This window comes from Paraburkholderia sp. IW21, from assembly GCF_041321145.1.
In the GTDB taxonomy this organism is placed as follows: Bacteria; Pseudomonadota; Gammaproteobacteria; order Burkholderiales; family Burkholderiaceae; genus Paraburkholderia.
Map to the genome: position 1 here is coordinate 86597 of NZ_JBGGWA010000014.1, position 24438 is coordinate 111034.

At 62.4% G+C, this 24438-nt stretch carries 19 protein-coding genes; 5 read left to right on the plus strand and 14 right to left on the minus strand.

Annotation, left to right across the window (positions count from 1 at the left end):
• The 3 genes from ACAX43_RS27790 to ACAX43_RS27800 all read right to left on the minus strand — a co-directional run bounded on the left by ACAX43_RS27790 (position 1) and on the right by ACAX43_RS27800 (position 7309).
• Positions 1 to 1470 (minus strand): glutamate synthase subunit beta, encoded by a 1470-nt coding sequence (locus ACAX43_RS27790; RefSeq protein ID WP_370711603.1) that lies wholly within the window; start codon positions 1468 to 1470, stop codon positions 1 to 3.
• 132 nt (positions 1471 to 1602) lie between these two features.
• A complete protein-coding gene (locus ACAX43_RS27795; RefSeq protein WP_370711604.1) occupies positions 1603 to 6306 on the minus strand; it encodes a glutamate synthase-related protein in 4704 nt (1567 codons plus the stop codon).
• A 295-nt stretch (positions 6307 to 6601) separates the two neighbouring features.
• Positions 6602 to 7309, minus strand: a complete 708-nt coding sequence (locus ACAX43_RS27800; RefSeq protein ID WP_370711605.1) for a transposase — start codon at positions 7307 to 7309, stop codon at positions 6602 to 6604.
• 187 nt (positions 7310 to 7496) lie between these two features.
• On the opposite strand from ACAX43_RS27800, the gene ACAX43_RS27805 reads away from it, so the two are divergent.
• The gene (locus ACAX43_RS27805) at positions 7497 to 8222 is read left to right on the plus strand and encodes an OmpW family protein (protein WP_370711606.1); all 726 of its coding nucleotides are present in this window, start codon (positions 7497 to 7499) and stop codon (positions 8220 to 8222) included.
• A 344-nt stretch (positions 8223 to 8566) separates the two neighbouring features.
• Complete coding sequence (locus ACAX43_RS27810) at positions 8567 to 8947, plus strand: YqjD family protein (protein WP_370711607.1); 381 nt, start codon at positions 8567 to 8569, stop codon at positions 8945 to 8947.
• A gap of 233 nt (positions 8948 to 9180) precedes the next feature.
• Here the strand turns inward: ACAX43_RS27810 and ACAX43_RS27815 are convergent, their stop codons facing one another.
• From ACAX43_RS27815 to pilM, 7 genes are all read right to left on the minus strand, one after another.
• A complete protein-coding gene (locus tag ACAX43_RS27815) occupies positions 9181 to 10332 on the minus strand; it encodes a deoxyguanosinetriphosphate triphosphohydrolase (protein ID WP_370711643.1) in 1152 nt (383 codons plus the stop codon).
• A gap of 123 nt (positions 10333 to 10455) precedes the next feature.
• A complete protein-coding gene (aroB, locus tag ACAX43_RS27820; protein ID WP_370711608.1) occupies positions 10456 to 11541 on the minus strand; it encodes a 3-dehydroquinate synthase in 1086 nt (361 codons plus the stop codon).
• Positions 11541 to 12092 carry a shikimate kinase gene (locus ACAX43_RS27825; protein ID WP_370711609.1) on the minus strand — a complete coding sequence of 184 codons (552 nt, stop codon included), beginning with the start codon at positions 12090 to 12092 and terminating at the stop codon, positions 11541 to 11543. The genes aroB and ACAX43_RS27825 overlap by 1 nt, the downstream gene beginning before the upstream one ends.
• 106 nt (positions 12093 to 12198) lie before the next feature.
• Positions 12199 to 13794, minus strand: a complete 1596-nt coding sequence (locus tag ACAX43_RS27830) for a type IV pilus secretin PilQ (protein ID WP_370711610.1) — start codon at positions 13792 to 13794, stop codon at positions 12199 to 12201.
• Between the two features lie 104 nt (positions 13795 to 13898).
• The gene (locus tag ACAX43_RS27835) at positions 13899 to 14822 is read right to left on the minus strand and encodes a hypothetical protein (protein ID WP_370711611.1); all 924 of its coding nucleotides are present in this window, start codon (positions 14820 to 14822) and stop codon (positions 13899 to 13901) included.
• Entirely contained in the window at positions 14819 to 15538 is a 720-nt protein-coding gene (locus ACAX43_RS27840) for a fimbrial assembly protein (RefSeq protein WP_370711612.1), read from the minus strand. Before ACAX43_RS27840 ends, ACAX43_RS27835 begins: the two co-directional genes overlap by 4 nt.
• Positions 15535 to 16527 carry a type IV pilus biogenesis protein PilM gene (gene pilM / locus ACAX43_RS27845; RefSeq protein WP_370711613.1) on the minus strand — a complete coding sequence of 331 codons (993 nt, stop codon included), beginning with the start codon at positions 16525 to 16527 and terminating at the stop codon, positions 15535 to 15537. The genes ACAX43_RS27840 and pilM overlap by 4 nt, the downstream gene beginning before the upstream one ends.
• A 253-nt stretch (positions 16528 to 16780) precedes the next feature.
• Here pilM and ACAX43_RS27850 point away from each other — a divergent pair, with 253 nt between their 5' ends.
• Positions 16781 to 19180, plus strand: coding sequence for a penicillin-binding protein 1A (locus tag ACAX43_RS27850; protein WP_370711614.1), 2400 nt, complete (start codon positions 16781 to 16783; stop codon positions 19178 to 19180).
• A gap of 85 nt (positions 19181 to 19265) precedes the next feature.
• Here ACAX43_RS27850 and cyaY read toward each other — a convergent pair whose 3' ends face one another.
• Positions 19266 to 19583 carry an iron donor protein CyaY gene (gene cyaY / locus ACAX43_RS27855; RefSeq protein ID WP_063497525.1) on the minus strand — a complete coding sequence of 106 codons (318 nt, stop codon included), beginning with the start codon at positions 19581 to 19583 and terminating at the stop codon, positions 19266 to 19268.
• A gap of 35 nt (positions 19584 to 19618) precedes the next feature.
• Between cyaY and ACAX43_RS27860 the strand changes: the two genes are divergently transcribed.
• The gene (locus tag ACAX43_RS27860) at positions 19619 to 19966 is read left to right on the plus strand and encodes a lipoprotein (RefSeq protein ID WP_370711615.1); all 348 of its coding nucleotides are present in this window, start codon (positions 19619 to 19621) and stop codon (positions 19964 to 19966) included.
• A gap of 9 nt (positions 19967 to 19975) precedes the next feature.
• On the plus strand, positions 19976 to 21238 hold the full coding sequence (gene lysA / locus ACAX43_RS27865) for a diaminopimelate decarboxylase (RefSeq protein WP_370711616.1): 1263 nt from the start codon (positions 19976 to 19978) through the stop codon (positions 21236 to 21238).
• Between the two features lie 87 nt (positions 21239 to 21325).
• On the opposite strand, the gene msrQ is transcribed toward lysA, so the two are convergent.
• The 3 genes from msrQ to ccsB all read right to left on the minus strand — a co-directional run bounded on the left by msrQ (position 21326) and on the right by ccsB (position 24435).
• Positions 21326 to 22018: a protein-methionine-sulfoxide reductase heme-binding subunit MsrQ gene (gene msrQ / locus ACAX43_RS27870; RefSeq protein WP_370711617.1), complete on the minus strand. Its 693-nt coding sequence runs from the start codon at positions 22016 to 22018 to the stop codon at positions 21326 to 21328.
• A 13-nt stretch (positions 22019 to 22031) separates the two neighbouring features.
• Complete coding sequence (gene msrP / locus ACAX43_RS27875) at positions 22032 to 23027, minus strand: protein-methionine-sulfoxide reductase catalytic subunit MsrP (protein WP_370711618.1); 996 nt, start codon at positions 23025 to 23027, stop codon at positions 22032 to 22034.
• 196 nt (positions 23028 to 23223) lie between these two features.
• On the minus strand, positions 23224 to 24435 hold the full coding sequence (gene ccsB, locus ACAX43_RS27880) for a c-type cytochrome biogenesis protein CcsB (protein ID WP_370711619.1): 1212 nt from the start codon (positions 24433 to 24435) through the stop codon (positions 23224 to 23226).
• Between the last annotated feature and the right edge of the window lie 3 nt (positions 24436 to 24438).

A 24438-nucleotide genomic window follows, 5' to 3' on the forward strand; every position in this document is an offset into this window, starting at 1 on the left:
TTAGCGCGGCAGTTCCGAATGACCCATCAGGAACGCATCGACCGAGCGTGCGCACTGACGGCCTTCGCGGATCGCCCACACCACCAGCGACTGGCCACGGCGCATGTCGCCGGCGGTGAACACCTTGTCCACCGACGTGTAGTACGCCTTGTCGCCTTCGGTCGACGCACGCACGTTGCCGCGCGCATCCTTGTCGACGCCGAACGCTTCGAGCACCGGCGAGACCGGCTGCGTGAAACCCATGGCCAGCAGCACCAGATCGGCCTTCATTTCGAACTCGGAGTTCGGCACTTCCTGCATCTTGCCGTCCTTCCATTCGACGCGCGCGGCAATCAGCTTCTCGACCTTGCCGTTCTTGCCTTCGAGACGCTTGGTCGCAACCGCCCAATCGCGCGAGCAGCCTTCGTCATGCGACGACGATGTGCGCAGCTTGATCGGCCAGTACGGCCATACCAAAGGCTTGTTCTCTTCTTCCGGCGGTTGCGGCAGCAGTTCGAATTGCGTGACGCTCTTCGCTCCATGACGATTCGACGTACCCACGCAGTCCGAACCCGTATCGCCGCCACCGATCACGACCACGTGCTTGCCCTTGGCAAGCAACTGGTTCGCGACCTTGTCGCCGGCGTTGACCTTGTTCTGCTGCGGCAGGAATTCCATCGCGTAGTGGATGCCTTCCAGCTCGCGACCCGGCACCGGCAGATCGCGCGGCGTTTCCGAACCGCCGGCGATCACCACGGCGTCGAACTGTTCTTTCAGTTCAGCCGGCGTGATGGTTTCCTTCGCCGTGTTGCCGATGTGTCCCGGTAGCGAATCCGCGCGGCCGACAAACACGTTGGCGCGGAACGTCACGCCTTCGGCTTCCATCTGGCGCATGCGGCGATCGATCAGCCACTTTTCCAGCTTGAAGTCAGGAATGCCGTAACGCAGCAAACCACCGATGCGGTCGTTCTTTTCGAACACAGTCACATCGTGCCCCGCGCGCCCGAGTTGCTGCGCGACAGCCAAACCGGCGGGGCCAGAGCCGACCACCGCGACCTTCTTGCCGGTCTTGTGCTTTGGCGGCTGCGGTGCAACCCAGCCTTCCGCCCAGGCCTTGTCGATAATCGCGTGTTCGATCGACTTGATGCCGACCGGGTCGTCGTTGATGCCGAGCGTGCACGCCGCTTCGCACGGCGCCGGGCAGATGCGGCCCGTGAACTCGGGGAAGTTGTTGGTCGAGTGCAGCACTTCAATCGCGTTCTTCCAGTCCTGATGGAACACCAGGTCGTTGAAGTCCGGAATGATGTTGTTCACCGGGCAGCCGTTGTTGCAGAACGGAATGCCGCAGTCCATGCAACGCGCGCCTTGAATCTTGGCTTCGTCGTCGGTCAGTGCCGCGACGAATTCCTTGTAGTGCTTCACACGCGTGAGCGGAGCTTCGTACGCCTCGTGGCGGCGCTCGAACTCGAGAAAACCGGTTGCCTTGCCCATGTGGTTCTCTTCTCTATCTGTATCAGGTGAGGTGATCTACACCCGCCGCGCCTCGAACTATCGAGCGGCGGCAGGTACGGCTAAATGTGACGTCTTTTGCGCTGACGGCCAGCGAAGCGACTCTGCGACACGTCAGGCGGCGAGCACTTCCTTGTTCGCCTTCTTCGCTGCCATCTCGCCCAGCGCGCGCTTGTATTCGGTCGGGAACACCTTCACGAATTGACGGCGCGACGCATCCCAGTTTTCGAGCAGCGCCTTTGCACGCGGCGAACCCGTGAACTGGAAGTGACGTTCGATGAGACCCTTGAGCAGGGCTTCGTCGGTCGTGCCGCTGTGCCACAAGCCCTTGTCGACCGTGCGTTCCTGTTCGGCCTGTTGCAAGACCGGATCGAGCACGACCATCGACTTGTTGCACTTGCCCGCGAACGTGCTGTCCGGATCGAACACATAGGCAATGCCACCCGACATACCGGCCGCGAAGTTACGGCCCGTTTCGCCGAGCACGATTACCGTGCCACCCGTCATGTATTCGCAACCGTGGTCGCCCGTGCCTTCGACAACCGCCGTCGCGCCCGAGTTACGCACGCAGAAACGCTCGCCTGCGACACCGCGGAAGAACGCTTCGCCTTCGATCGCGCCATACATCACCGTGTTGCCGCAGATGATGTTCTCTTCCGACTTGCCGCGGAAATCATTCGTAGGACGGATGATGATGCGCCCGCCCGACAGGCCCTTGCCAACGTAGTCGTTGCCGTCGCCGACCAGATCCAGCGTGATGCCTCTCGCGAGGAACGCGCCGAAACTCTGACCCGCGGTGCCCTTCAGCTGGATGTGAATGGTGTCGTCGGGCAGGCCGTCGTGGCCGTACTTCTTCGCGATCGTGCCGGACAGCATCGCGCCGACCGTACGGTTCACGTTGCGCACCGGCTGGATGAACGAGACGTGCTCGCCCTTCTCGATCGCGACCTTCGCCTTCTCGATCAGCGTGTGATCGAGCGCTTTCTCCAGCCCGTGGTCCTGCACGTCGACGTGCTTCTTCGCCACGTCTGCCGAAACCTGCGGCTGATAGAACACGCGCGAGAAGTCGAGACCCTTCGCCTTCCAGTGTTCCACGCCCTTCTTCATGTCGAGCAGTTCGGCGTGGCCGATCAGGTCGTCGAACTTGCGGATGCCCAGTTGCGCCATGATTTCGCGTGCTTCTTCCGCAACGAAGAAGAAGAAGTTGACGACGTGTTCCGGCTGGCCCTGGAATTTCGCACGCAGCACCGGGTCTTGCGTCGCAACGCCGACCGGGCAGGTGTTCAGGTGGCACTTGCGCATCATGATGCAGCCTTCGACGACGAGCGGCGCCGTCGCGAAGCCGAATTCGTCCGCGCCGAGCAGCGCGCCGATCACGACGTCGCGCCCGGTCTTCATCTGACCGTCGGCCTGCACGCGGATACGGCCGCGCAGCTGGTTCAGCACCAGCGTCTGCTGCGTTTCAGCCAGACCCAGTTCCCACGGCGTGCCGGCATGCTTCACCGACGACAGCGGCGATGCACCCGTGCCGCCGTCATGGCCGGCGATCACAACGTGATCGGCCTTCGCCTTGGCGACACCCGCTGCCACCGTCCCGACGCCCGATTCCGACACCAGCTTCACCGAAATGCTCGCCGCCGAGTTGGCGTTCTTCAGGTCGTGAATCAGCTGCGCCAGATCTTCGATCGAGTAGATGTCGTGGTGCGGCGGCGGCGAAATCAGGCCGACGCCCGGCACCGAGTAACGCAGCTTGCCGATGTATTCCGAGACCTTGTGGCCCGGCAACTGACCGCCTTCGCCCGGCTTCGCGCCCTGCGCCATCTTGATCTGAATCTGATCAGCCGACGCCAGGTATTCCGCCGTCACGCCGAAACGGCCCGACGCCACCTGCTTGATCTTCGAGCGCAGCGAATCGCCGTCCTTCAGCGGAATGTCGACGATCACTTCATCGCCGATCACCGACTTCATGGTGTCGCCGTTCTTGATCGGAATGCCGCGCAGTTCGTTGCGGTAACGGTTGACGTCCTCGCCGCCTTCGCCCGTGTTCGACTTGCCGCCGATGCGGTTCATCGCGACAGCCAGCGTGGCGTGAGCCTCGGTCGAGATCGAACCCAGCGACATGGCGCCGGTGGCGAAACGCTTGACGATATCTTTCGCCGATTCGACTTCGTCGAGCGGGATCGCCTTGGTCGGATCGAACTTGAATTCGAACAGACCGCGGAACGTCATGTGGCGCTTGGTCTGATCGTTGATCAGATGCGCGTATTCCTTGTACGTCTGATACGAGTTGCTGCGTGCCGAGTGTTGCAGCTTGGCGATCGCATCCGGCGTCCACATGTGTTCTTCGCCGCGCACGCGATAGGCGTACTCGCCGCCCGCGTCGAGCATGTTCGCGAGCACCGGGTTGTCGCCGAACGCGTCGCGATGCAGACGGATTGCTTCTTCCGCGACGTCGAACAGGCCGATGCCGCCGACCTTCGACGAGGTGCCCTTGAAGTACTTCTGCACCAGGTCTTCAGCGAGACCGACGGCTTCGAAAATCTGCGCGCCGGTGTACGACATATAGGTCGAAATGCCCATCTTCGACATGACCTTCTGCAGGCCCTTGCCGACTGCCTTGGTGAAGTTGTAGACCGCCTTTTCCGGCGACAGGTCACCCTTCAGGCCCGCTGCGAGCTGGCCGAGCGTTTCCATCGCGAGGTACGGATGCACGGCTTCCGCGCCGTAGCCCGCGAGCAACGCGAAGTGGTGCGTTTCACGCGCCGAGCCGGTTTCCACGACCAGGCCCGCGCTCGTGCGCAGACCGTGCTGAACGAGGTGCGTGTGGATCGCGGCGGTGGCCAGCAGCGCTGGAATCGCGACGTTGTCGCGGTCGGTCTTGCGGTCCGACACGATCAGCATGTTGTAGCCGGACTTGACCGCATCGACAGCTTCCGCGCACAGCGAGGCGAGGCGCGCTTCGATGCCTTCCTTGCCCCACGCCACCGGATAGCAGATGTTCAGTTCGTACGAGCTGAACTTGCCGCCCGTGTACTGATCGATCGCGCGGATCTTGGCGATGTCCTTGAAGTCGAGCACCGGCTGCGACACTTCGAGACGCATCGGCGGGTTGATGTTGTTCGTGTCCAGCAGGTTCGGCTTCGGACCGACGAACGACACCAGCGACATCACCATGTTTTCACGGATCGGGTCGATCGGCGGGTTCGTGACTTGCGCGAACAACTGCTTGAAGTAGTGATAGAGCGTCTTGTTCTTGTTGGACATGACCGCCAGCGGCGAGTCGTTGCCCATCGAACCGACGGCTTCTTCACCGGCTTGCGCCATCGGCGCCATCAGGAACTTGAGGTCTTCCTGCGTGTAGCCGAACGCCTGCTGACGATCCAGCAAGGCAGCGGGTTCGCGGCGTTCCGTCGCGACGTCTTCGGCCTTCGGCTCGATTTCGTCGAGCTTGATACGCACGGCGTCGATCCAGCTCTTGTACGGCTTGGCGTTCGCGAGGTTGTCCTTCAGTTCCTTGTCGTCGATGATGCGGCCGTGTTCCATGTCGATCAGGAACATCTTGCCCGGCTGCAGACGCCATTTCTTGACGATCTTCGATTCGGGAATCGGCAACGTGCCCGCTTCCGACGCCATGATCACGAGGTCGTCGTCGGTGACGATGTAGCGCGCCGGACGCAGACCGTTACGGTCGAGCGTGGCGCCGATCTGACGGCCGTCGGTGAAGGCGATCGCAGCGGGGCCGTCCCACGGCTCCATCATCGCGGCGTGGTATTCGTAGAACGCGCGGCGATTGTCGTCCATCAGCGTGTGCTGTTCCCAGGCTTCCGGGATCATCATCATCATTGCGTGGACGAGCGGGTAGCCGGCCATCACCAGCAGTTCGAGACAGTTGTCGAACGATGCCGTGTCGGATTGACCCGGATAGATCAGCGGCCACAGCTTCGGCAGATCGTCGCCGAGCACATGCGAGGCAATCGCCCCGGTGCGGGCGTTTAGCCAGTTGACGTTGCCCTTCACCGTGTTGATTTCGCCGTTGTGGGCGATCATGCGGTACGGGTGAGCCAGTTCCCACGCCGGGAACGTGTTGGTCGAGAAGCGCTGGTGCACCAGCGCCAGCGCCGACACCGTGCGGTCGTCCTGCAGGTCGCGGTAATACACGCCGACCTGGCCTGCCAGCAGCAGCCCCTTATAGACGACCGTGCGCGCCGAGCATGACGGCACGAAGTATTCCTTGCCGTGCTTGAGTTTGAGCGCCTGGATGCGGTGGCTCGCGGTCTTGCGGATCACGTACAGCTTCCGCTCGAGCGCGTCGGTCACCATGATGTCCTTGCCGCGGCCGATGAAAATCTGGCGGATCAGCGGCTCGCTCGCCTTGACGGTGGGCGAAATCGGCATGGTGTGGTCGACCGGCACATCGCGCCAGCCCAGCACGACCTGGCCTTCGGCTTTCACCGTACGTTCCAGTTCCTGTTCGCAGGCGAGACGCGATGCGTGCTCCTTCGGCAGGAAGACCATGCCGACGCCGTATTCGCCATTCGGCGGCAGCACCACGCCCTGCTTGGCCATTTCCTCACGATAGAAACCGTCCGGAATCTGGATCAGGATGCCCGCGCCGTCACCCATCAGCGGATCGGCGCCGACGGCGCCCCGGTGGTCGAGGTTCTCGAGAATCTTCAGGCCTTGCTGAATGATCTCGTGGCTTTTCTTGCCCTTGATGTGAGCGACGAAGCCGACGCCGCAGGCGTCATGTTCGTTTTGCGGGTCGTACAGACCTTGCGCGGCGGGAACCGGGTGAGTCGGTTGCTGGTGGTCGTTCATGGGGACACCGTCTGTGAGGGGCCGGACAGGCCGTTAAACCGTTTTTCTATTGCCGCAGTGCGCACCGCAACCGCGTCGGCGACGCCGTACGCTTGACTTTGCGCGTACCAAAAACGCCGGAATTCGGAATATACGCGACGAATCAACGGAATAGCAAATAAAACGTGATGGTCGATCCCCAATTATCAAGTTGGTGCATCGCGGCTATTATTTATTGGTGCCATATCAAAAAGGTGCAAAAGAAAACGGCATGCGAAGATGCCGTTTCGGATGCAGCCCTTTGATGCGAAACGCTCTATTGAGTCTGTGGCGTTTGTCGTACCTTGCGCGGCCGCCCGCGCGGCAACGGCGAAACACGCCGGTTGGCGGCCCGCGCCGCCCACTCCCGATACGTATCGCTGCCCAAAACCCAGCCTTTCAAGGTGGCCTGCTGAAGCTGACTGGCTTCGCGTTCGTCGAGCGGCTGCTCGCACAGCTCGCGGTACGCGCGCTGGCGTTCGAACGGCGTGTTGCCGAGCGACCAGTACAACGGATGATCGGTAATGAGGCTGTCGAGCGTCAAGCCGATGTGGTGACGATAGCTCGACCAGCGGTAGTCTTCCGGCGCGCTCACGAGTTGCGCGCGTACCGGACACATTTCGACAACGCGGCTCGCCAGCAGGAAGTAGCGCTCGCCTTCGATCACCGTGGCGCGGTAGCGCCCCTCCCACAACGTGCCGCGCCGCGCGTATCGCCGGTTGAAGTGGGCGACGTAGCGGCGTCCCACCGCCTGCATCGCCTTCGGCAGACTCGACTCCTCAGTCGGCGTGACGAGCAGTTGCACCGCGCCCGGCATCAACGCATACGCGTGAATGGATAAGTGGTGGTCGCGCGAAGCCGCTTTCAAACAGTCGATGAAAAGCTCGTAGTCCTGGTCGTCGACGAATGCGGGTTGCTGATCGAGTCCACGGAGGATGACGTGCTGCGGCTGGTCAGGAACATAGAGACGTGCAAGCCGTGCCATGCTGGAGTATCCAATAGTCGCGTTGGTACATACCCGAAGGTCCGAAGAACCGCAAGCGCCCGGGGTTCGGCGCAGCGCGGCTAAGCCAGAAACCGCACGGAGCCTAGGGAGAAAGCTCTAGCTGCCGCGTATGGTTTGTTTCAAACGTTCTAGTCATAATGAGCGGGCCTTTTCTGGAGGAGCACATATGAAATTAAAACAGGCCGTAACGGGGATCGCGGCGCTAGCCTGCATGACAACGGCAGCGCACGCGCAATCGGCCGGCAGCTTTTACGTCACGACAGGCTGGTTCCATCTTGCACCTCAATCGAGCAGCGAGCCGTTGAGAGTGACAAGCATAGGCGGCAGCCCCACCAATATCACAGAACCCAACACCGGCGCGTCACTGAGTTCGGCCGACACCATCGGCCTGACTGCCGGCTACTTCATCACCGATCACATCGCAACCGAATTCGTGATCGGCTACCCGCCTTCGTTCGACCTGAACGGTACGGGCAGCCTCGAACAATTCGGCAAGCTGGGCCAAGCCAAACAGTGGAGCCCGACTCTGCTGTTCAAGTACTACTTCAATGCCCCGACAGCCACGTTCCGCCCGTATCTCGGCGTGGGTGTGAGCCGCATCTGGTTCACCGACGAAAGAATCACCAATGGCGCATTCGAGGCGAACGTTCTGCATGGTCCGACCAGCGTGTCTACGGATAGTTCGTGGGAGCCGGTGTTTAATGCGGGTTTCACCTACGCGTTCAACCAGCACTGGTTCGCGGGCGTCTCGATTTCGTACCTGCCGCTCAACACGACCGCCAAGCTGAACACCGCCGCAAACACCCCGGTCGGCACGTTGAATGTGCAATCGCAAACCAAGATCAAGCTGAACCCGATCGTTACCTACGTCAACATCGGTTACCGTTTCTAACGCCTCCCGAAATTGGGGCCGTTAAGGTAGGGTAGTCGAATTTCCGTGGCTTGGACAACGCCGTCATTCATCCAATGGCGGCGTTTTTTATTTTGTGCCGGCTTTCGGGCAAATCTTCGCTGCGCGCAAAGCGTTCGCACCGATCAAGCAGCCGCGTTTGTAAATTTGACTCACGATCAAGGTCGCTCGTGCAATATCTACTGAGGAAATGGAGGCCTCGCTTCACGGGGCATAGGGCCTGCGCGGTTTGGCACCGAAGTTGCGTTCCCATGGAGTTTCCTGCGTAGCAACGTGAACCTGCGCCGCAGCGTGGGACCTTTTTCACCCTCATCGACGGAGCGACCATGACAACACTTCCGAACACGCGAGACGCCCTCGGCGAATCCTGGACCACCACCAGCCGCCGTGCGCGGCGTATCGCTCGCCATAGCCGCCATGCGGCCGAAGATATCGCGGGCGAATTGCGCACGCTGATGTCGGAGCTCGAATCCACCCTGGCAGACGGCACCCAGGCCGACGCCGTGGCACTGCGCAGCAAACTGCGCAAGCAGCTCGATGTCGCGCGCGACCGTTTAAACGATACCCGCGACGCCATGCGCGAACGCGCTGAAGTGGCGATTTCCGACGCCGACGATTACGTGCGTGAAAACCCGTGGCAGACGATTGCAATCGTCGGCGGCGTTGCACTGATTGCAGGCGCGCTATTCGCGTCGCGGTCGCGCTAGGCTAGGCGCGTTGCGGTAAGCGCATTGCGTTAAGCGGCGAGCCAGGCGCCACCTCGGTGGCACTGCTTGCAGGCATGGCACGGCACCGGCGCCAGGTTCAGGCGCCGGATTCTGCTAACACGTCTGAGTGGCGCCTCTTCCCGTTGGAGCAGGCGCGCACCGGCGCAAATCTGGCGTGGCGCCGATGTCCGAGGGCGCCGGTCCGGTGCCCATGCGTACTGGCGTCAGTCCGATCAGTTGTCGTCGATCACGAACAGCCGCTGGTACTCCTTTACCGCATATCGATCCGTCATGCCCGCTATGTAGTGGGCGATCAGACGCGGTTGCAGCGATGCGTCGGTGGATTGATAACTCGGCGGCAACAGCCGCGGATCGTCCGTGAACGCATCGAACAGCCCGACCACGACGCGTCGCGCCTTGTTGGCCATGCGCATCACGCGATAGTGGCGGTAGAGGTTCTTGAACAGAAAGCGCTTGAGCGTCGCGGCCTGCGACGCGATCGCTTCGCTATGCGCAACCAGCGGCGGTGCGGTGCGCACCTCGTTCAGCGAAGCCGGCGCATGCCTCGCAAGATTGAGTGTGGTCGTGTCGATCAAATCGACGATCAGCGTATTGATAATGCGGCGCACCGTCTCGTGAATCAGCCGGCGCCCTTCGATTTGCGGAAAGTCGCCACGCGCCGCCGCGTAGTGGGTTTGCCATAATTCCACTTCGGCGAGCTGCTCAACCGTGAGCAAGCCCGAGCGCAAGCCGTCGTCGACGTCGTGATTGTTGTATGCGATCTCATCGGCGACATTGGCGATCTGCGCTTCTATGGACGGCTGCCGTCCTTCGAGAAAGCGCTCACCCAACGCGCCGAGCCGCCTCGCGTTCTCACGCGAGCAATGCTTGAGAATGCCTTCCCGCGTTTCGAAGCAGAGATTCAGACCGTTGAACGCGCCGTAGTGCTCTTCCAGATCGTCGACTACCGCAAGGCTTTGCAGGTTGTGCTCAAAGCCACCGTGTTCGCGCATGCATTCGTTGAGCGCGTCCTGACCCGCGTGGCCGAACGGTGTATGGCCGAGGTCGTGCGCCAGCGAAATGGCTTCGACGAGGTCTTCATTGACGCGCAGATTGCGCGCCACCGAACGCGCGATCTGCGCGACTTCCAGACTATGAGTGAGACGCGTGCGAAACAGATCGCCCTCGTGATTCACGAACACCTGAGTTTTGTACTCGAGCCGGCGGAACGCCGTCGAATGGACGATGCGGTCGCGATCGCGTTGAAATTCGGTGCGCGCGCTCGGCGCGGCCTCGGGATAGCGGCGGCCGCGCGACTGCGCGGAATGCGCCGCATACGGCGCGAGATGCGCTTCGAGTGCTTCCTGCGAAGGCACGCCGCTCACGGCCGTGCCTGCCGGGTCATGCTTTACATCGTCGCTGCGCCTGTCAGTCACCGGATTCTCCGAAACATGGGGGGCGCCTCGTGACGCTGGTGCGTGATGCTTTGCTGCAATGCCTCGCCGTGTCTAAACGGCAGCGGCCAGCGTGGCGTGCACCTCGGCGTCGGGCGCCTGGGTGATCAGCGTCTCACCGAAACGCTTCAGCAGAATGAATTTGATCGCGCCGGCTTCAGCCTTCTTGTCGACCCGCATGAGTTCGACATAGCGCGAATCCCCGAGTGCGGGCGCCCGGGTCGGCAAATGCGCGGCAACGATCACGTCGACCAGACGCTTGCGCGCGGCTTCGTCGAGATAGCCCATGCGCACCGACAGGTCCGCGGCCATCACCATCCCACAGCCGACCGCCTCGCCGTGCAGCCATTCGCCGTAGCCGAGCCCGGCCTCGATCGCATGGCCGAAGGTGTGGCCGAAATTGAGGATCGCGCGCAATCCGCCTTCGCGCTCGTCCTGCGCCACAACCGACGCCTTGATCTCGCATGAGCGCTTGACCGCCTCGGTCAGCGCTTCGGGCTCGCAGCGATTGAGCGCCTCGATGTTCGCTTCGATCCAGCTGAAGAAACCGGCGTCTGCAATCGCGCCGGTCTTGATCACTTCGGCCACACCCGCCGCCAGTTCGCGCGCCGGCAACGTGCGCAACGCGCCGATGTCGGCGATCACGGCCTGCGGCTGGTAGAACGCGCCGATCATGTTCTTGCCGAGCGGATGATTGATGCCCGTCTTGCCGCCCACCGACGAATCGACCTGCGACAGCAACGTGGTCGGCACCTGGATGAACGGCACGCCGCGCATGTAGCAGGCCGCGGCAAACCCCGTCATGTCGCCGATCACGCCGCCGCCCAAGGCGATCAGCGTGGTCTTGCGGTCCGCGCGCGAGCCCAGCAGCGCGTCGAAAATCAGGTTCAGCGTTTCGAGGTTCTTGTAAGCCTCTCCGTCCGGCAAAACGACCGTGGACACCTGCTTGCCGAGCGGCGCCAGCGCCGCGCGCAGCTGGTCGCCGTAAAGCGGCTCGACCGTGGTATTCGTGACGATGGTGACCGAACTGCCGGCGATATGCGGCGCGAACAACGCGGTCTGGCCGATCAGATCGGCCCCGATATGGATGGGGTAGGCGCGCTCGCCCAGTTCGACTTTGACGGTAATCATACGGTCCATTATGACGCAGGATGTTTGGCGACGCCGGCCATCTCGAGCTGCATCAGAACCATGTTGACGAGTCCGTTGACCGAAGGCCGGCCGGTTTCGATCACAAAATGCGCGCATTCCCGGTATAGCGGATCGCGCACTTCGTAGAGCGCTTCGAGCCGCGCTTTGGGGTCTTCGGTCTGCAGGAGCGGGCGGTTTTTGTCGCGCCGGGTGCGTAGCCACAGATCGTGCGGATTGGCGCGCAGATAGATCACCACCCCGCGACTTTGCAGCGCTTCGCGGTTTTCCGGCCGCAGCACCGCGCCGCCGCCCGTTGCGAGCACGATATTGTCGCGCCCGGTCAGATCGGAAATCACGTGTGCTTCGCGATCGCGAAAGCCTGCCTCGCCTTCCAGTTCGAAAATCACTGGGATGCGCGCGCCCGTACGCGCCTCGATTTCATGATCGGAATCGAAGAACGGGCGATCGAGACGGCGCGCAATGGCCCGGCCCACGGTGGTTTTGCCTGCCCCCATGAGCCCTACAAAAAATACATTGGCGTGTGCGTCCCGCGCTTGCAACGGTGTCCTCTGGCTAATCCGGTATGGTTCGTGCCGCAGCTTACTGGCAAAGCGGCTGCCTTGTCGAGCCTGCAAGCCGCCGCTGGAGAGCGGCGGCAGCGTGCCCCTAATTTGTCTGAACGACGCGCGGCGTGATGAAAACTGCCAGTTCACTGCGCTGATCCCGATGGGCCCGATGGCGGAAAAGTGCGCCTAAAACCGGTATTTTGCCCAGGACCGGCACCCTCGTCACATCGTCCCGGTCGTCGGTTGCGTAAATTCCGCCGATCGACACCGTACCACCATCTTCTACTTCGACGCGCGTTTGCACGTGTTTGGTGTTGATCGCGGGCCCGGCGTCGGTCTGCTCGCCGACGCTGTCTTTGGCGACGTCAAGGTCCAGCACCACCCGGCCGTCCGGCATGATTTGCGGCTCGACCTCCAGTTTGAGCGTGGCACGGCGAAACTGCACGCCCGACACGCCCTGCCCGACTTTCGCCTGGTACGGCAGCTCGGTGCCCTGCTCGACGACCGCTTTCATCCGGTCTGCCGTCACGACCCGAGGGCTCGAGACGATTTCGCCCCGCCCTTCGGCCTCCAGCGCGCTGAGCTCGATGTTCAACAGCCGCGTCGCCCCGGCTGCGAATAACGTCAGCCCGGCGGTCGCGGCGTCGAAACCGGAAATCGGCCGGGCCGACAGATCGTACAGGGTGCCTTCCTTGCCGCCGGTCAGGCCCCTCGCGCTGCCGTCGGCGTTGGCGGCAGCCAGCGAGAGCCGCACGCCAAGATTGCGCGAGAAGCCATGCTCGCCCTCGACGATACGCGCTTCGATCAACACCTGACGGGTCGGCCGGTCGACGGAAGCGAGCAGCGCCGTGATTTGAGCGAGGCGTCCTTCGAGATCGGTGACGAACAGCAGGTTGGTGCGCGGATCGGCGGTCGCAGCACCGCGTTTGGACAGCACGCGTTGATTGCCGGCGCCGGTCAGCAGGCGCCGCACGTCCTCGGCGCGCGCGTAGTGCAGTTCGAATGTGCGGCTTGCAAGCGGTTCCAGATCGGCAGCGCGGGCGTGAGCTTCGAAGCGCTGCCGTTCACGCGCGGCCAGATCCGCGATCGGCGCGACCCAGATCACGTTGCCGTGGCGCTCCATCGCCAGACCGTTGACGTCGAGCAAGGTGTCGAACGCGGCACGCCACGGTACCTTGTCGAGCCGCAGTGACACGGCGCCCCGCACTCTCTCGCTCGCGACGATGTTCAGTCCGGTGAACTGGGCGAATGCGTTGAGTACGGCACCGAGTTCGGCGCGCTGGAAGTTCAGAGAGATCGGTTTGTCGTCGGCCGCGAGTTTGGGGTCTGCAGGCGTTTTCGGCGCGTCGCTGAGGCGCGTGAGCGGAGGCAGTGGCACCGGCGGACCTTCGAGTGCCGGGGATCCGGCGGTGTCGTCGCGCGCCGAGGCTGCGGATCGCCTCCGCAGCGGCACTGAACCGTCGGCGTCACCGGCCAGGTCGTCGGCGCGTTCAAGGTCGGCGGCTAACGGCGCACGCGGCACACCGGGCTCCTCGGCGGAATCGTCGCGGAACGGGTTGGACACTTCGGCGCCGCCGCCGCCCGGCAGCGGCGGTACGTTGTATCGAGCATCGAGCGACGCAATAGTATCGTCGCGCGGCATGTACGTGGGCAACGGTGGCGGCGAGGCGTGCGCCAGACCGACGCTTATCGCCATGCCGACAACCAGGCTTCCAGTCAGGCCGCGACACACACCAAGACCAGACCAACCACGGGCGTCGGCGCACGAAGTCGTCACGCGGAATGGCTTCATCGGCCTCATCAGGACGCCTCCGTCAATGCCAGCGTGCGCGTCGCGCCGCCTTTCGCGAGCGTAATGCCGAGCGCGTCGAGCCGCGTAACGCGCTCGGTACCGAGTCGCTGTCCGGGGGCGACCGTCGTCGCACCGTCGGGCGTATCGAGCAGGGCCAGACCGCGCGTGCGATCGTGCAATAAGCCAACGAGACGCAGTTGCGAAGCGTCAGATTGCTGCTCGCCGAATGCCAGCATCTGCGGGAGCGAGAACGGGTCGAAGAACACAATGTCTTCTTCGGCATCCGAATCGAGGCTTTCGTCGGCGAATGCGTCCGCTGAGGCCGTTGAAGGGACCGGCCTCAGCGTGCTGAACACGTGCAGCGTTGCGCTCATTGCAAGTGAAGCGGCATCCCGTTTGACCGTCACATCGACGGGGACGATCAGCACAGGCAAGTCCGAAAGACCGCGCAGAAACGCCATCAGGTGTACGAAATCCGTGTGCGCGGTGATCCGTATGGGGCGCATGCTTTCGACGCCTGCACCGCTGGCAGCCGCCGGTTCTATTGCGAGCAACGCGACGCTGTTCTGAGCAGCCAGTTCGGACACGATGCGCACGTCGTCCGCGGAAGTCCATGACATAGGCACAGGCGCGGCCGGCGTGGCGGCGGCTGCGCGCCGCAGCGCGGGCAATTGCGCCAGTGCGCGCCGTGCATCCGCCAGATGCCGTGTTGCCGCGCCCAATGCCGTCCGGCTTGCCTCGACGCCGCTGAGATCAGCCACCACCCAGCCATGCGCGCCAAGTCCGAACATCACCGCAGCGATCAGCAATGCGACGATCCAGCGACGCCGCCGGCTCCATGCATCGAGCGGTAAGCGCACACGCTTTAGCCACTGGGAAAAAGATTGCCGCGCGCTTGCCGCGCCATCGAACTCAACGAAGATCGTACTCATTTCGCACCTCTTGATTGTTCAGACTTGATTGAAGTTCGCGCAGCTGAGCCGCGCGTGTGAGCCGTTTTCTGCAGGGGTTCGTCCCAGCGCAGATGAGCGCCGAATTCAATCGGGCCGGTAACGCTTGCCGCCGCAAGCGGACCGTTGCGTGCCGCGGAGCGATGCAGGTCGCTCACCTCCGCGCCCTTCACACCGCGGATCGCACTCAAGCGCTTGAGCCACTCGGCCGACGCGATATGTCCGCGCGAGGTCGCCAGCAATTCCGTCTCGCGCTCGCGCTGACGCAACTGCTGTAGCACCACGCCATCGCCGGGTTCGAAACTCAACGCATCGAGCAGATCGCGCAAATGCGTAAGCGGTTCGGACAAGCTCATCGCACGCACCGCGCCTTTGCGTTGCTCGTCTTGCGTCCGCAGTAACCTGGCGTGCTCGGCGAGCGGCACGGCCAGTTGCGTGAGCGATTGTTCGATCGACGCGCGCTGCGTATCGAGCCGCGTCCGTTCAAATGCCTGCCATCCGGCCACTGCGAGCACGGCTGCAGAACCGGCGAGCGCAGCGGCAACCCATTCGAGCAGGCAGCGTCGCCGCGCAAGCCGCGCGTTGCGCTGCCGATACGGCAGCAGATTGAAACCGCCCAGCCATGGCCGTGTGAAGCGGGTACGACATGAAGAGGCCTGCGTGCCCGGGCCGGCTGGATGCACACGGGCGCGCGTCATTCGAGCACCCCGCGCAAAGCAAGCCCGAATGCGACTGCGCCAACAGGCTCGTGCAACAACGGATCGCTCAACTGCCGCGCGAAACCGCCAAGCGCGGCGCACTCGAACGGCAGCACAGTGCAGCCCAGCACGTCCGCTATGTCCGCGATCGAGAAACCCACGCCGTCGAGTAAGTCGACCTCGCCGCTCAACAACGCACAGTCGAGTACGGGGCCGTGGACGAGATCGCGTAGCGCGTCGGCGAGATCCGAGTGCTCGGGTGCCGGATAACGAATCTCGCCGACGATACTGTCGTCGACGATGCGCCAACCGTACACGCCGTCCGTGCCGATCCACAGCGCGACATACGGTTCGTGTGGATCGAGTTCGTGGCTCGCCGCGTAACGCATCGCGCGCAGCGCCGCATGCGGCTCGCCGTCGATCGCGGTGAGCGAGATGCCGGCAGTCGCCGCGCATTCGATACGTGCTTCGAGATGCTGGCGGGCGGTCGCGGCGATAGTCACCGAACGAACCGGTGAATGCGTCTCGTCGACGAACCAGTCGACAGCCAACGCATGCCGCTCAAGTCCCGCAATGCGCTCCACTTCACTCATCACCCCGGGCTCGAGTTCGGCCAATTCATGCCCGCCATCCTCCGCGCAACCGCTCAGCGCGGCGAGTCGTGCGAGCGGCACGGTGGTGGTCAGCGTGGCCGAGGCAGGCAGTGCCATTGCGCATCGCAAAGCATGCGTCGTACATGCACGCGGCAGACCCGCGAACGCATCGCGCAAAGCACGCGCCACCGCTTGCCGGTCGGCGATGTCCGTGCCGGCCATCGCGCCGGGGCCAAGCGGCACGGTATTCGCGTATTCGATATGCAGCGCGGCGCTTGAGCGCGAACGCTGACTCACCACGATCAGACGCACCGCCTGCGAACCGACATCGATCCCCGCAGCAAAACGTTGCGCACCGAGTTGCACGCCTTGAAGCCACGAACTTTTAAACGTCATCACGCCCTCCCTCAGACTCACGCGGCGAACCATTCGAACGCGAGTAACGAGGAAGAATTGTGCGTATCCGCGCCGCCGCGCGACACTCAGCCGAATGGCTAACGTTGCGCGACACGCGCCCTCTATGCCGTCAAAGCGTCTACAGTGAAGTCATTCCCGCACGGCGCGCAGGCTTGTCAAAAACTGTCAGTAAGCATGTCGAAAGCTGAAAAGCGAGGCGGCTATAATCGCGGGACTGTTTTTTGGTGTCCATATGCAATCCACGTCTCCTACGTCCCCGCCGCCCGCGCCGCAGAAGCGCAAACGCCCGTTGTGGCTCAAGCTCATCATTGGCTTTGTAGGGCTGATCGTCGCAGGCATTCTGTGTGTGCTGCTGGTGCTCGGTTACGCATTGGTCGTGGCGACGCCTAATCTGCCCTCGCTCGAGGCGCTCACCGACTACCGGCCCAAGGTGCCTCTGCGCATCTACACGGCCGACCACGTGCTGATCGGCGAATTCGGCGAAGAGCGGCGCGACATCGTCCATATCCAGGACGTGCCCGATAGCCTGAAGAAAGCCGTACTGGCGATCGAAGACGCGCGCTTCTACGATCACGGCGGCGTCGACCTCACAGGCATCGCACGAGCCGGCTTCGTCGCGCTGACCAATGGCCACGCCACGCAAGGCGCCAGCACGATCACCATGCAGGTGGCGCGCAACTTCTTCCTCTCGAGCGAAAAGACCTACACACGCAAGATCTACGAGATGCTGCTCGCGTACAAGATCGAGTCGAAGCTGACGAAAGATCAGATTCTCGAGGTGTACATGAATCAGATCTATCTCGGCCAGCGCGCGTATGGCTTTGCAAGCGCGGCGCGGGTGTACTTCGGCAAAGATCTGAAGGATCTGACGCTGGCGGAATCGGCCATGCTGGCCGGGCTGCCAAAGGCGCCGTCGGCGTATAACCCGGTGGTCAATCCGAAGCGTGCAAAGGTGCGCCAGGAGTACATCCTGCAGCGCATGTACGAACTGCACTACATCACTCAGGACCAATACGACGAAGCGCGCAAACAGCAACTAGTCGTCAAGGGCGCGGGCAAGGAGTTCAGCGTGCACGCGGAGTACGTCGCGGAAATGGTGCGGCAGATGATGTACGCACAGTATCGTGAGGAAGCGTACACGCGCGGATTGGCCGTCGTGACCACGATCGACTCGGCCGATCAGGATGTTGCTTATCGGGCGCTGCGCAAAGGTCTGATGGACTACGAACGTCGCCATGGATACCGCGGCCCCGAAGCGTTCATCGACTTGCCGTCGGATGCGGACGACCGCGAACAGGCTATCGACGACGCACTGCTCGAACATCCCGACAACGGCGAGATCATCGCCGCGGTGGTGACGTCGGCGAGTCCGAAACAGGTACAGGCAACCTTTATAGACGGCAACGTCGCGACCATTCAAGGCGAAGGACTGCGCTTCGCGCAGTTCGCGCTCGGCACGCGTGCGCAGCCGAATCAACGCGTGCGGCCCGGCGCGATCATTCGCCTCGTGAAGAACGACGACGGCAACTGGTCGATCACGCAATTGCCACAAGTGGAAGGCGCGTTCGTTTCCGTGATTCCGCAAGATGGCGCGATTCGCGCGCTGGTCGGCGGCTTCGACTTCAACAAGAACAAGTTCAACCACGTGACCCAGGCGTGGCGTCAGCCGGGTTCCAGCTTCAAGCCGTTCATCTATTCCGCTTCGCTCGAAAAGGGGCTCGGACCGGCAACGGTGATCAACGACGCACCGCTCTTTTTCAGCGCCGCGGAAACCGGCGGCCAGGCATGGGAACCGAAGAACTATGGCGGCGGTTTCGATGGTCCGATGACCATGCGCACCGCGTTGCAAAAGTCGAAGAACCTCGTGTCGATTCGCATCCTGAACCAGATCGGCACCAAGTACGCACAGCAATACATCACGCGTTTCGGATTTGACGCGGATCGTCACCCGGCTTATCTGCCAATGGCGCTCGGCGCGGGTCTCGTCACGCCGTTGCAGATGGCAGGCGCGTTCTCGGTGTTCGCCAACGGCGGTTATCGTGTCAACCCGTATCTGATCTCCGAAGTCACCGATCAGCGCGGTCTCGTCGTGGCGCACGCGCAGCCGCTAGTGGCCGCGCAGAACGCGCCGCACGCGATCGAGCCGCGTAATGCGTACGTGATGAACAGCCTGCTGCAAAGCGTCGCGCAACGCGGCACGGGCGCGAAGACCAATATACTGAAGCGCACCGACCTCGGCGGCAAGACGGGTACGACCAACGATTCGCGCGATGCGTGGTTCGCCGGTTATCAGCACACGCTCACGGCCATCGCATGGATCGGCTACGACAACCCGCGCAGTCTCGGCGATAAGGAAACCGGCGGCGGTCTCGCGTTGCCGGTGTGGATCGACTACATGGCACGCGCGCTCAAAGGCGTGCCGGACTACAAGATGCCGATGCCCGACGATGTGACCGAACTCGGATCGGAACTATATTTCGACGATTTCACGCCGGGACATGGTTTCGTTGCAACGGTCGGCATCAGTCAGTCAGCGCTGGATGCCGATGCGAGCGGCGCGTCCGAAGCAGCGCCGGAACAGGTCGGCGAGCAGGAAAAGCAGGACATCATGAATCTGTTCCGCGGACACTAACGCAGTACCAAGGTCCGTCAAGAAACGAAATCGCCGCGCTCGATGCGCGGCGGTTTCGTTTGGGTGATTTATTCAGCCGCGGCTTTTACGCTTCGAAGTGAACCGGCTCACCTGCCTGCTGCGTCGCGTACTCCGACAGCGCGGCAAAAAACTCCGTGCCGCTGCGCGTATCGCGCCACTCGCCGTCGATGAAACGGAAGTGGAAACCACCCGCTTTCGCGGCGATCCAGATCTCGCTCATCGGCGGCTGCAGGTTGACGATGATCTTCGAGCGGTTCTCGAATTCGAGGGTCAGGACATTGCCGCTGCGCTCGAGTTCGATGTCGGCTTCCGTGTCGTCGAGCGCGCGTTCGATGGCGGCTAGCGCGGCTTCCGCGCGGGTCAGGTAATCACTATCGGACATGCTAAACTCCATCGATTATTTATTCAGGGACAGTCATGCGAGTCGTATCTCGGATGCGCGCGGCGGCGCCCGGCCGCGCGATTGTAGCGGGTTTAGCCATTCTCGCAGGTTGTGCACTCGCCGGCTGCGGGCAACGCGGTTCGCTCTATTTGCCAACCGTGCCACCGCTACCGGCCAAGCCGATCGATCGCACGCAACCGCCGTCGCCGGATGAAGTAAAACCGGGCACTGAAACTAACCCGGAGATGGGTGAGGTACCGGATACGTCTGGCGCACCGCTCTCGTTGTCGCCGGAAAGCGAACTCGCCGCGCCGCCCGCATCTACTGCATCTGCTGCTACGGCGACCCCGCTGCCTGCCTCCGCCGCCACACCCGTTCAATAAGACTTTCGCATGACTCGATCCGCATTTGACTACATCGACGGCGTGTTGCACGCCGAAGGCGTGTCCGCCGTCTCACTTGCCGAGCAGTTCGGCACGCCGCTGTACGTCTATTCGCGCGCTGCGCTCACCGAAGCGTGGAACGCTTACGCAGGCGCTTGCGCCGGCCGCCGCGCGAGCGTGCACGTCGCTGTCAAGGCCAATAGCAATCTCGCGGTGCTGAATGTGTTCGCGCGCCTTGGCGCCGGCTTCGACATCGTGTCGGGCGGCGAACTGGCGCGCGTGCTGGCAGCCGGCGGCAAAGCGGAAAACACGGTGTTTTCCGGCGTCGGCAAGAATGCGGACGAGATGCGTCAGGCGCTCACGGCCGGCGTCAAGTGCTTCAACGTCGAATCGATTCCCGAGCTCGATCGCCTGAATGCGGTCGCCGCGGAAATGGGCAAGCAGGCCCCGGTCTCGCTGCGCGTGAATCCGGACGTCGACGCGAAAACGCATCCGTATATTTCCACCGGCCTGAAGTCGAACAAGTTCGGCGTTGCGTTCGAAGATGCGCGGGCTACGTATCAAGCCGCTGCTGCGATGACGCATCTCGACGTGGTCGGCATCGATTGCCATATCGGCTCGCAGATCACCGAGGTCGCGCCGTATCTGGACGCGGTCGACAAGGTTCTGGAACTGGTCGAACAGATCGAGCAGGACGGCGTGAAGATTCGCCATATCGACGTAGGGGGCGGTCTCGGCATCACGTACGACGACGAGACGCCGCCGGAAATCGGCGACTTCGTGCGCACCGTGCTGGATCGGATCGAGGCACGCGGTCATGGGCATCGCGAGGTGTACTTCGAGCCCGGCCGTTCGCTGGTCGGCAATGCCGGCGTGCTGCTGACGCGCGTGGAATTTCTGAAGCCGGGCACGGAAAAGAATTTCGCCATCGTCGACGCGGCGATGACCGATCTGGCACGCCCTGCCATGTACGAGGCGTATCACGCGATCGACGCTGTGGTTAAGCGTGAGGTGCCCGCGCACGTGTATGACGTGGTCGGTCCGGTTTGCGAAAGCGGTGACTGGCTGGGCCGCGAACGTCTGCTGGCGGTCGAACCGGGCGATCTGCTCGCGATCCGCTCGGCCGGCGCGTACGGCTTCGTGATGAGCTCGAATTACAACACGCGGCCGCGTGCAGCAGAGATGATGGTTGATGGTACACAAGCGCATGTGGTTCGCGCACGCGAAGAGGTGAAGCAGCTGTTTGCAGGCGAAACGATCTTGCCGGCGTAAACGTCAGAACCCGGGTTTCTAAAAAAAGGCGATGCCACTGCGGCATCGCCTTTTTCTATTTGCGCGCGTTACGTGGGGACGTACACGTCAGCGCGTCTTCACCCTCCGCTCACGCAGCCATAAGACCAAACGCCAACCGAGCAACGCGACCATGATCGCGCCGTAAATCTTCGGCAAAATCAGGTCATGCTTGCCGGCCTTCATCCACCAGAAGTGCAGGATGGCGAGCGCGCCGATCACGTAGATCGCGCGATGCAGCGTTTGCCAGCGGCGGCCGAGTTTGCGAACCATCGCGCGCGGCGACGTCACGGCCAATGCAATCAGCAACACGAACGCAGCGAAGCCGACGGTGATGAACGGGCGCTTGCCGATGTCCTTGAGAATCGCCGCCACGTCGAACCACTTGTCGAACCACAGGTACGTGGTGAAGTGCAGCGTTGCGTAGAAGAAGGCGTAAAGGCCAAGCATCCGGCGAAACCGGAGCAGCGCAGCGATGCCGGTCAGTCGGCGCAATGGCGTCACGGCCAACGTGATGCACAGGAAGACGAGCGTCCACAGACCGGTCGAGCGTGTGACGAATTCGATCGGATTCGCGCCAAGCCGATCGGTCACGCCGAACAGCACGATGCGCGCGAGCGGATACCACGAGGCAATGAACACCGCGATCTTCGCCGGCACGATCCAGCGCGCGCCACTCGCGGACCGCTTCACCGTCGAAGCCGATTGCGCTCGCGGCGCTTTGCGTTCGGTTTGAGTAACAGGTTGCGTATCGGATGCCATGACGCGTCGTCGCTCAGAAGTTTTTCTTCAGGTCCATGCCCTGATATAGCGACGCAACCTGATCGCCGTAGCCGTTGAATATCAACGTCTTGCGCTTGGGCGTGAAGAAACCGTCTTCGCCGATGCGCCGTTCAGTGGCCTGACTCCAGCGCGGGTGATCCACGTTCGGATTTACGTTGGAATAGAAGCCGTATTCGCTCGACGCATACGTGTTCCAACTGGTCGGCGGCTGCTTGTCGAGGAAGCGGATCTTCACCAGCGACTTCGCGCTCTTGAAGCCGTACTTCCACGGCACCACCACACGGATCGGCGCGCCGTTCTGATTCGGCAGCACTTGGCCGTAGAGACCCATCGTCAAGAGCGTCAGCGGATTCATGGCTTCGTCCATACGCAGACCTTCGGAGTACGGCCAGTCGAGCACCGGCGTCGACAGCCCGGGCATTTGTGACGGATCGGCCAGCGTGATGAATTGCACATACCTGGCGTTGCCGTTTGGCTGCACGCGCTTGATCAGCTCCGAAAGCGGCACGCCGATCCACGGAATCACCATCGACCACCCTTCGACACAACGCAGCCGGTACACGCGCTCCTCGAGCGGCGCGAGCTTCAGCAATTCGTCAATGTCATACACCTTCGGATTCCTGATCTCGCCCTCGACGCTCACCTTCCACGGATGCGCCCGCAACGTGCCGGCGTTATGCGCCGGATCCGCTTTATCGGTGCCGAACTCGTAGTAGTTGTTGTACGTGGTGATGTCCTTGTACGGCGTGATCTTGTCGAGCGCGACGAACTTCGCGTTGGTCTTCGCGGCCAGCTTCTGTGCCTTCGGATCCGGCGATGAATATGCCGCCAGCGCCTCGCCGTTCACCCCGATCAGGCTGCCGAGCGCCACCGCCCCCGCAACCTGCAACACGCGCCGCCGGTTCTCGAAGACGCGCTGTGGCGTGATTTCGCTGCGTGCGATGTCATCGCCGATGAGTTGAATTCTGTCACTTCGCTTGATCCACATCGTGCTGCTCCTTCGGCCCATCGGGTTGCACATCTTACGGGGCCATATTGATGATCGGCTCGTTTGGCAAATCGCCCTGTCATCCTTAGGTACTCTTCTAACGAACATTCTGGATGCAGTAAATATTCCGCCGGCCATAAAAAAACCGCCGGTGCGAAGCACTCGGCGGCTTTTAGTCGGTTCAGAACGGCAGATCTTACAGCTTGCCGTAGCTATGCAGCCCCGACAGGAACATATTGACGCCGAGGAATGCGAAGGTCGTCACCAGCAGGCCGGTCAGCGCCCACCATGCCGCGACTGCGCCGCGCAGCCCCTTCATCAGGCGCATATGCAGCCAGGCCGCGTAGTTCAGCCACACGATCAGCGCCCACGTTTCCTTCGGGTCCCAGCTCCAGTAACCGCCCCAGGCTTCCGCCGCCCATAGCGCACCGAGGATCGTTGCGATCGTGAAGAACGCGAAACCGACGGCGATCGACTTGTACATCAGGTCGTCGAGCACGTCGAGCGACGGCAGGCGGTCTGCCAGCACGCCGCGCTCTTTTGCCAGATACGCGACGCCGACCATCGCCGACAGCGCAAAACTGCCATAGCCGATGAAGTTCGCCGGCACGTGGATCTTCATCCACCAGCTTTGCAGCGCGGGAACCAGCGGCTGGATCTGCTGCGCGTCGCGAGAGACCGAATACCACATCAGGAAGCCGACCGCCGCGCTGATCACCAGCAGCACGAATGCGCCCAGTGCGCGGGTGTTGTAGTGCTGCTCGTAGTACAAATAGAGCAGCGCGGTGATCAGGCTGAACAGCACGAACACTTCATACAGGTTCGAGATGGGAATATGGCCGACGTCCGCGCCGATCAGGTACGACTCGTACCAGCGCACCATCAGACCGACGAAGCCCATCACCACCGCGGCCCATGTCATCTTCGAACCGATCGCGGCGCCGGTTGGCGAACGCGACAGCAAGCCGATCCAGTAGAACACCGTGGCGAACACGAAAAGCGCGCACATCCACAGAATCGCCGACTGGCTCGACAGGAAATACTTCAGAAAGAATGCGCTATCCGCGCGCGTCAGATCGCCGTGATAAATCTGAATCGCCAACAGCGACAGTGCCGCGATGCCGACCATCAGCGGACGCACCGGCTTCCAGCGCCAGCCGAGCACGACGAACACCGGCACGGCGCAGCACAGCACCAGCTTGTCGTAGTAATTCATGAACGGGTGATAGCGCGACAGCGCGAACCCCGCGCCCGCGACCATCGCGACGGCGAACAGCCAGTCGACGATACCGAGCCGTTTCAGAAACGGCCGCTCGTCAAACTGTGCGACGTTGAGTGCCTCGCCCGCGAACGCCTTCTGGGGCCGCGAGGGTGACGAGGAGGATGAGGAAACCTGAGTCAAGTCCATGAT